Source organism: Frankia gtarii, assembly GCF_025403375.1.
Taxonomy (GTDB): domain Bacteria; phylum Actinomycetota; class Actinomycetes; order Frankiales; family Frankiaceae; genus Frankia; species Frankia gtarii.
The window spans coordinates 1-8,981 of the sequence record NZ_JAMPTM010000273.1 but is presented as its reverse complement, the minus strand read 5'-3'; the positions used below and the strand labels follow the sequence as shown (position 1 = coordinate 8,981).

At 67.1% G+C, this 8,981-nt stretch carries 7 protein-coding genes; 5 read left to right on the top strand and 2 right to left on the bottom strand.

The window, feature by feature from the left end; genetic code table 11:
• The 5 genes from NBZ83_RS26680 to NBZ83_RS26660 all read left to right on the top strand — a co-directional run.
• Window positions 1–294 (top strand): C40 family peptidase (locus NBZ83_RS26680; RefSeq protein ID WP_261576019.1); only part of this gene is annotated, 294 nt, incomplete at its 5' end.
• A 1-nt stretch (window position 295) separates the two neighbouring features.
• On the top strand, window positions 296–1,684 hold the full coding sequence (locus NBZ83_RS26675; protein ID WP_261576018.1) for a tyrosine-type recombinase/integrase: 1,389 nt from the start codon (window positions 296–298) through the stop codon (window positions 1,682–1,684).
• A 128-nt stretch (window positions 1,685–1,812) separates the two neighbouring features.
• Entirely contained in the window at window positions 1,813–4,191 is a 2,379-nt protein-coding gene (locus tag NBZ83_RS33470; protein ID WP_261562503.1) for a tyrosine-type recombinase/integrase, read from the top strand.
• 25 nt (window positions 4,192–4,216) lie between these two features.
• Entirely contained in the window at window positions 4,217–4,534 is a 318-nt protein-coding gene (locus tag NBZ83_RS26665) for a C40 family peptidase (protein WP_055752584.1), read from the top strand.
• A gap of 645 nt (window positions 4,535–5,179) precedes the next feature.
• On the top strand, window positions 5,180–7,108 hold the full coding sequence (locus NBZ83_RS26660; protein ID WP_261562502.1) for an AAA family ATPase: 1,929 nt from the start codon (window positions 5,180–5,182) through the stop codon (window positions 7,106–7,108).
• Window positions 7,109–7,591: 483 nt separating this feature from the next.
• Here the strand turns inward: NBZ83_RS26660 and NBZ83_RS26655 are convergent, their stop codons facing one another.
• Together NBZ83_RS26655 and NBZ83_RS26650 are read right to left on the bottom strand one after the other, a co-directional pair.
• Window positions 7,592–8,302: a hypothetical protein gene (locus tag NBZ83_RS26655; protein WP_261562501.1), complete on the bottom strand. Its 711-nt coding sequence runs from the start codon at window positions 8,300–8,302 to the stop codon at window positions 7,592–7,594.
• 155 nt (window positions 8,303–8,457) lie between these two features.
• Entirely contained in the window at window positions 8,458–8,973 is a 516-nt protein-coding gene (locus NBZ83_RS26650) for a transcriptional regulator (RefSeq protein WP_095213097.1), read from the bottom strand.
• Window positions 8,974–8,981: the final 8 nt, after the last annotated feature.

The following is an 8,981-nucleotide window of genomic DNA, read 5'->3' as shown; positions in this document are numbered from 1 at the left end:
GCGGGTGGGTTTGACTGCTCGGGGTTGACGCGGGCTGCCTATGAAGCGGCCGGGGTGGATCTTCCGCGGACCGCTCAGGAGCAGTATGACGCGGGTCCACTTCTGCCAACGGGTACTGCGCCTGCGCCGGGGGACCTGGTGTTCTTCGGGAGCGGTCGGACCGACGTGACCCACGTTGGGATCGCGATCTCAGCTACCGAAATGATCGATGCGCCCCACAGAGGAGCAGTCGTCCGCATGGAATCTATTTGGCCTAATCTTGTGGGAATCACGCGCCCCGCAGGTCGGAGCTGAGGTGACCATTCCTTGGTGTGATGGCGATCCGCGTCGCTTTTCCTGCGTTGCCGTGAATGGAGTGTGGGGACAGGCAGACTACTTGGATCGTATGGTTCTCCGGCGTGGTGAGCTCCTGCTCGCCGTTCCTGTCGACTGGAGTGGGGCGATGGTAGATGACGGGAGTGGCCAGCGGGACTTGACCATGCTGGTCGTGCCCCGCATCGGGTGTCTGCGGGACACGGGCGAATTGTGGGAGCCGTACCTGCTGCTGGACGGTTCCGGTCAGGTGGTCGAGCCCGCCCGAGTCTATTTGAAGGATCTGCAGGCGGCTGGTCGGTCCGCGGCGACTCAACGTTCCTATGGCCTGGATCTCCTGCGCTGGTTCCGTTTTCTGTGGGCGATCGGCCTGTCCTGGGATGCGGCGGGGAGAATCGAGGCACGTGACTTTTCCTGCTGGCTGCGGGTCCTTGACAAGCCGGCGAGCGGCCCGGGAAGGAGGAGGGCGTCGGGGGCGGGTAGCCCCAATCCGGTCACGGGTAGACCCGCGCCGGGAGCGAAGTACGCGGCCCGGACAGTCGCGCATAGCGAGACGGTGCTGCGGGCCTTTTACGACTGTCATCGGCGTTGGGGAAGCGGACCGGCTGTCAATCCCTTTCCGCTGGTTCGGCAGCGGGAGGAGGGGCGTGCGCATGCGCACCACAATCCGTTGGAGCCGTTCCGCAACACCAGGGTCGGGTTGTATCGGCCGACGGTTCCGAAGCGGGTGCCTCGCGCGATCCCGGACGAGCGCTTCAACGAGTTGTTCGCCGCCCTGCTCAGCCACCGTGACCGCGCGCTGGTCGCGTTCTACGTGTCGACAGGCGCTCGGGCCAGCGAGCTGTTGGGGACCACGCAGGCGGACGCCGACCCAGGCCAGCAGCTGATCAGCGTGGTGCGCAAGGGCTCCCGCACCGTCCAGCGACTGCCGGCGTCGCCGGACGCGTTCGTGTGGCTCCGCCTCTACCAGCAGGAGCTCGACGGCCAGGCGCCGCGCGGGCGGGACGACCCGCTGTGGTGGACGCTGCGGCAGCCCCTACGCCCGTTGACCTATCACGCCGCCAGGGCAGCCTTCATCCGTGCGCAGGCTGTGCTGGGAAGTAACTGGACCTTGCACGATCTTCGTCATACCGCGGCCTACCGGATGGCACGGGATCCCGAGGTGGCGTTGACCGACGTGCAGTGGGTGCTCGGGCACGCGAGCCTGACCACGACCCAGATCTACACGACACCGTTCGAAGACGAGGTCCTCGCCGGGATGCGCGCCCACCACGAGCGCCGCGCCGCCGGCCGTGCCGCGCCGCCACCGCTGCCGGCCGCGGGCTACCGGACCGACAGCCTGCAGGTTCTGTTCGGGGGGCGAACGCCGTGACCGAACTCCTGGACCGGCAGCCGCCCCCAGACGGGTCGCGGGCTGAGGGCAGAACGCCGGCGACGCCTCGCGGCACCGCGGGTGCGGCGGCGCGGTTGCGGGGGCAGTTCCCGCCACGGAGGGTTCCGGTGTCCTGGCCGGCGACCACCCTCGGCCGTCACAGCATCGTCGAGCTGCTCGTTCCCCCGCCCTACGGGTCGGACAACCAGGCCGTGCAGTGGAAGCGCCGCAGCGGCATCACCGGTGTCCTGCGCTGGCTGCAGGGCCATCCGGGCGCGACCTGGCAGCAGCGCTGGCTTGCCACGGGCGTGGAGGACCTCGACGGGAAGTTCTGGCGGGACGTGGCGGCGGACTGGCTGCGGGACGTCGGTGACGACACCTACGAACGCCTCCTGTCGACCGGCCTGCTCGCGCTCATCTGCGGTGACGTTATCCGGCCCGGGGTGCGGTGGATGATGACGCGCCAGTCCCCACGTTTCCAGGCGGCTATGGAACGCTCCCGTGACCCCGAGGGTTTCGCCCGGCTGCGGGCATGCGCCGAGCAGAACCCGGCCGCGGCGCCGCTGATGGTCCGCCTCGCGCTCTACCGCGCCGCCACGATCATGGCCTGCAAGGGCGGGCTGGTCGCCGACATCGCTCCCGGCGACTGCGTCGAGCTACTCGACGTTCAAAGCTCGGTGCAGGCCAAGGGGGGCACCTGCAAGACCTACGTCTACCAGCTCCTCCACGATGCCGGGGTCTTTCCACCCGACGCGCCACCCACGATCCGGGCGTTCCGCGGCGCGACCGGCCAACTCACCGTCGAGGCCCTCGTCGCCCGCTACTCACTGCGCTGCCAGCCGGTGCGCGACCTCATCGTCGACTACCTGCGCCACCGGCAGCCCGCCGTGGACTACGTCAGTCTCAAGGAACTCGCCGACCGGCTCGCCGGCCTGTTCTGGCACGACCTGGAACGCCACCATCCCGGCATCCACTCCCTGCACCTGCCCCCCGAAGTGGCCGCGGCCTGGAAGCAACGCATCCAGGTCCGGACCAAGAAGGTGGTCGGCAGCGACGGGGAACCCGTCGACGTCGAAACCCCGCGGGTCAACGCCAAGAGCTGCATGTTCTCGGTGCGCGCCTTCTACCTCGACATCGCGCAGTGGGCGTTGGAGGACCCGGCCCGATGGGGCCCCTGGGCCACGCCTTGCCCCGTCACACCCGCCGACGTTGACCGGTGGAAGGACCGGATGCACCGCAAGGCCCGGATGGACCAGCGCACTCGGGAACGCCTACCGGTACTGCCGGCCCTCGTCCGCGCCGTCGAGCAACGCCGCCGTGACACCGCCGAACGCCTTGCCGCCGCATGCGCCACCCAGCCCGGCGACTCGTTCACCGCCACCGGACGCACCTTCCTCCGACCGCCCATGCCGAGCTCCGGCGGCACGAGGGTCTGGGCCGACGACCCGACCACCGGCGCCCGCTACAATCTGACCTTCGAGGAACACGAGGCGTTCTGGGCTTGGGCCACCGTCGAGATCCTGCGGCACACCGGTATCCGCGCCGAGGAACTCCTCGAACTCACCCACCACAGTTTCGTCCAATACCAGCTTCCCACCACCGGTGAACTCGTCCCTCTCCTGCAGATAGCACCGTCGAAAACAGACACCGAACGACTTCTGCTGGTCAGCCCGGAACTCGCCGACGTCCTGAGTGCCGTGATCTGCCGGGTCCGCGACACCACCGGCGCAGTGCCTCTCGTCCCCTCCTACGACATCCACGAACGCCTCTGGCTCCCGCCGATGCCGCTGCTGTTCCAGCGACGCTGGGGCGCCGAGAACCGTGCCCTACCACGCCGGGCCATCGAAAGAGCACTCGATAACGCCCTCGCGCACTCCGGACTGACCGGACCGGACAACAAACCTCTCGACTTCACCCCACACGACTTCCGCCGCATCTTCGTCACAGACGCGGTGATGAGCGGACTGCCACCCCACATCGCCCAGGCCATCTGCGGGCACCGCGACATCAACACCACCATGGGATACAAGGCGACCTACCCCGCCGAAACCATCGAAGCGCATCGCGCCTGGATCTCCCGCCGCCGTTCCGTGCGACCCAGCGAAGAATACCGCGCACCGACAGAACAAGAATGGGAAGACTTCTTCGGCCACTTCCAGCGCCGCAAAGTATCGCTCGGCACCTGCGGACGCGCCTACAACACCCCCTGCATCCACGAACACGCCTGCATACGCTGCCCGATGCTACGCCCCGACCCACGCCAACGGCCACGACTCGTCGAGGTCCGCGACAACATCCAAGACCGCATCACCGAAGCCGAACAGCAAGGATGGCTCGGAGACATCGAAGGACTCACCATCAGCCTCGCCGCCGCGAACACCAAACTCACCGACCTCGACCGCCTTACCAGCCGACAGGCCACCGTCCACCTCGGCATGCCAGACCTCCACCACCTCGCCGCACGCACCATCGTTCGCACTGCACCCGAGAACCAGGCACCCGAATAAGGCGCGTCCGCAAGTTCTGTCCGGTATGCGCAAGTTCAGAGAACCGGCCGAAGGCGGCTTCGACTGCTCCGGTCTCACCCGGGCCGCTTATTTGGCCGCCGGGATTGACCTGCCCCGCACCGCACAGACCCAGTATGAGGCCGGGTCCGTGGTCCCGCCCCGGGAACCACTCCAGATCGGCGACCTCGTTTTCTACGGCACCGCCAGCAACATCCACCATGTCGCGATCTATATCGGAGACGGGCAGATGATCACAGCTCCAGGGCGTAAAAAAGTGGTCAAAATCGCTCCATATAGGTGGCAAAAGGACGACTATTTCGGCGCAACCAGGCCGGGCAAGTAGGGCAATGTAGGTTCTCAAAACAGCTGACAGTTTCTCAAAAAAGATGTCACCGATCTGTCGCCGACTGGCCAGATCGATGAGAAGGTGGCTCGGCGTGGCGTCCCGGGTTCGGCGGTGCGCGGAGTAACCCTGATCGGTTGGTGGCGGTTCGTCACGGTCTGGGCGAAGTGTCTGGGTCCGGTACCGGTCGGAAGCCGGGACCGAGGTGGACACGACGTTGGACCGTGTCGCCGTGGATGACCTGACGGCGTGCCCGCCGGTGCGGAGTTCCACTGCTACAAAGCCGCGTACTACTCGGGCTGGTACTGGTCGCGCATCGTCGGCCGTGACGGCTCCGGCGCCGATCACCGAGGTCGGACAGGTGGTAGGACGGCCTCGTGTCCTCCCAGCCCCCAGCCAGGCCACCCGCGCGGCGCGGGAACGAGGCAGGTCGTTCGGAGTTGTCGGTGAGGCACGCTACCCTCAGATCAGCTCAAGAGAGGACCCCGGCGGCGTCGAGGTCGACGGGTGTCGGGGTCGCTCCTGATTGGCGTCTGGAACATACCCTCGAACATGACGCTGAGACATTCAGTGTCACTCGTTGTGATTGACGCCTCTGGTGCGCCGGGCCTTCTCGCAGGACACGAGGAAGGACCTTCAGGCACAGTGCAACTGATCAAGGCTCGCGTCACTGACTATCGGTCCGTCGAGGACTCCGACAGCTTCGACATCGAGAAGGATGTCACCTGCCTCGTCGGGAAGAACGAGTCGGGCAAGACGACCCTCCTCCAAGCGCTTTTCCGGCTCAACCCGGTGGAGCCCGCCGCCTTCGACGAGGTGGTCGACTTCCCTGCCCGCAAGACCCGCGAACGCAAGCAGCTCCCTGCCGGCGAGAAGATTCCCGTGCTCACGGCGACGTTCCGTCTCGACGACACCATCATGAAGGCCATCGAGGAGGAGCTCGGCCCAAAGGCCATGAGGAGCCCCGAGTTCGCCGTCGAAATCGGCTACCGCGACAAGTCCAAGTCGTTCAGCTTCTCCTACAACGAGGCCGCGGTCGTCGACCACCTGCGATCCACCCTGGACCTTCCGGCCGCGGGCGCCAAGGCCATCGGGAGCGTGAAGACCGTCACGGACTTCCTCGATGCCCTTGACGAGCTGAAGGAGCCCCCTTCCGACGCGACCGCGTTGGCCGACCGCCTCCGCGGCTGGCGCAACGGCAGCCTCGGGTGTCACCTCATCGACCAGTACGCCAATCCGTCCATGCCGAAGTTCGTCTACTTCGCGGACTACGACACGATGCCGGGCAAGGTCGCACTGCCCGATCTGATCCGGCGGCGACAGTCAGGAGACATTACGCGCGGCGAGCGTGCGCTGCTGAGCCTCCTGGACATGGCGGGCGTGTCACCGGAGGAGTTCAAGAACACCGACCAGCACGAACGGCTTCTCCGTGAGCTGGAGAACTCCGGCAACGTCATCTCGGACGAAGTCTTCGAGTACTGGTCGCAGAACAAAGAGCTGGAAGTCCAGCTGAAGGTCCTGCCCCCTGAGGTCGGGGCCACCGCGCCCTTCGACGAGGGGCCGATCCTCCAGGTCCGCGTCTTCAACCGCCGGCACCGCGCCTCGGTGCCCTTCGACGACCGGTCCCGCGGCTTCGTCTGGTTCTTCTCCTTCCTTGCCTACTTCAACGAGCTGGAGGCGGCCGGCACCACGGACCTGATCCTCCTCCTAGATGAGCCGGGCCTGTCCCTGCATGGCCGCGCCCAGGGGGACCTGCTCCGCCTGATCGACGAGCGACTGGCGCCCAAGCACCAGGTCCTCTACACCACCCACTCCCCGTTCATGGTCGACCCGGACAACATCCAGAGGGTCAGGACGGTTATCGACATGGAGCGCGGCGGAGCGAAGGTTTCCTCGGAAATCTTCAAGGCTGACGAGGACACTGCGTTCCCGCTCCTGACCGCGATGGGCATCGAGATGACCCAGACGCTGTTCGTGGGCGAGCACACCCTGCTCCTCGAAGGCCCGAGCGACCTGATCTACCTGGACATCCTCACGGATGTCGCCGAGGCGAAGGGGTCCATCGGACTCGACCCCCGCTGGGTGAAGACCCCCATCGGCGGCTCCGGGAAACTGTCTACCTTCGTGACCCTCCTGGGCGCGAACAAGCTGAACGTCGCGGTTCTCGTCGACTCCAGCACCAAGGACGTCGGGGCCGTCCAACGTCTTCGGGACAATGGCCAGCTGGCCAAAAACGGACTCCTCCAGATCAGCGAGTTCACTGGTACAGCCGACGCAGACATCGAGGACCTGTTCGACCGGGGCTTCTACCTCGAACTCGTCAACCGCGCTTACACACCCCAGCTAACCACCCCGATCCGCGCTTCAGAACTCAACGCGAAGGACCCCCGTGTCCTTCGGCAGATCGAGGCGGTGTTCAAGAAGCGGAAGATCGCCACAAGGTTCAACCACTACAAGCCGGCGGCGGTTCTCCTCCGAGAGCAGGCCGCGCTCGCCCCGCGCATCGACGCGGAAACGATCACGCGTGCCGATCTGCTGTTTACGCGACTCAACTCCCTGCTCCCCAAGCGCTGAGCTGACCTCGCCTGAGCGACGGGGCGGACCGGCGGGGGGCTGTGCGCGGCGAGCGGGGCCGTTTTCGGGATGTTTCCAGGCTGGTTCATCAGCTGCTTCGGGCGCTCATCCGCAACCGACCATCGCTGGTGCTCGGAGCGTGCGCCTGCGGGGTGCACGCTCCGTGTAGCCATGAGGACCCCGCCCGGCCGCAGCGACCGCGATGCAGGCGGTCTGGCCGATCGCAACCGGCACCGCTCCGAGGGAAACGGCAGATCGTTGAGAACCAGCCTGACGCCAGCTCGATGAGAACGTGCGCCAAAGCGCTGGTACTCCGGACTTCTGGCGACATGAAAGATGAAAACCTACAGGCAAACATGCGCATTCGATGCGACGCCCCGACAAAGACTTACTGGGACCGAAGCGCCTCTGTCTACCGAGATAGGCCGCGCGGACGGTCGCCGAGCAGGCGGCGTGATGGCCGGATTCGAGCCGTAGCGGTCGTCATTGCTGCGGGTGGCTGGGAGCCGGTGGGGTCAGGGCGAGGGTGACGAGATCGAGCGCGCCGCGGGCGGCGCGGTCCAGTCCGGCGGCGGTGCGCTCGAAACTCTCTCGTGGATCGGGGCCAGACAGCGGCGGGTCGGGAATCTCGTGATTGCTCAGGGGGCCGAGGATCACCTGCTGGACGGACGCGATCGTGTCCAGGATGCGGCAGACGCCGGTGAGGAGGTCGGCTCGGGTCGTGTCCGCGTCCCTGGCCACGGTCGTGGCGAGATCTGCGGCGGCCAGTCCGGGGATGGTGTCCCCGAGGTCGCGCGCGAGGCGGTCTGCCGCGTCGGCCAGCAGGTAGAGGAGCCTGACGGCCTCGGTATGGCGTGCTATCCCCGCCAGGTCAGGGTCTTGCAGCGTCCTGCGCAGAGCCAGGGCGTGGTGGGCGACGCGCGCGCTGGCCGGCGCAAGCGGTGCCCTGTCCAGCGCCCAGGTGACCCGGCTGCTGTAGCAGCCGAGACCCGCGACGCCGCCGAGTACCGCCAGCCCTCCCGCCGCGAGGCCATGGATACCACCGGGACTGGCGAACGGCGGCCACACGATCAGGCACGCGACCGCGGGCAGCATGAGCAGCAGCTGGGCGACGATCGGGATCAGCATCCGGCGACGCCGGTAACGCCGGGCCGCCCGCTTGACCCGCGGGTCGATGGTCAGTGCGTCGTGCACGTCGTGGGTACCTCCTCCGACACCACGGTGCCCGTGGACAGCGGGACGAGCAGCAGCCGCTCGGTTTCGAGGAAACACGGGCTGTCCCTCACGGTTCGATGATGGCTGAGGGCGCGGTAGTGGGAGCGCTGTCGACTGGATCACGGCGCCTACGTTCAGGCGGTATCGGAGGTGTTCGCGATGCTGCTCATGGGGTCGAGCACCTCCCACTGCTGGAGCTTGTCGAGCAATTGGTTGCGGTCGAGGGCGTAGAGGGTCGCGAGGGTGCGCAGGTCCCCTTCGCGGATCGAGAGGACCTGGCCGGCGTAGTCGCCGCGTTCCCGCTGGATCTCGACGGCCCAGCGGCGCAGCGGTCCGGCGTCGTCGGTGGGTACGCGGGTCAGGGCGGGCAGGTTGAGCACGATGCGGACCGCCCGCGGCGGGAGTGGGCCGGGTTGTCCGCCGGGCAGCAGGTCGTGGACGGGGACGCCGTAGAACGCGGCGAGTGCGGCGAGCCTCTGCATGCTGAGCATGCGGTTGCCGCGTTCGTAGGAGCCGAGCGCCGCGACCTTCCACTGGCCGCGCGAGAGGGCCTCGACCTGCTGAAGAGTGCGGCCCTGCTGGGCGCGGATGGTGCGCAGTCGGATGCCTACCTCGCGGGCGTAGGCACGATTCTCGCTGGTAATGGGCATGTTTCCTC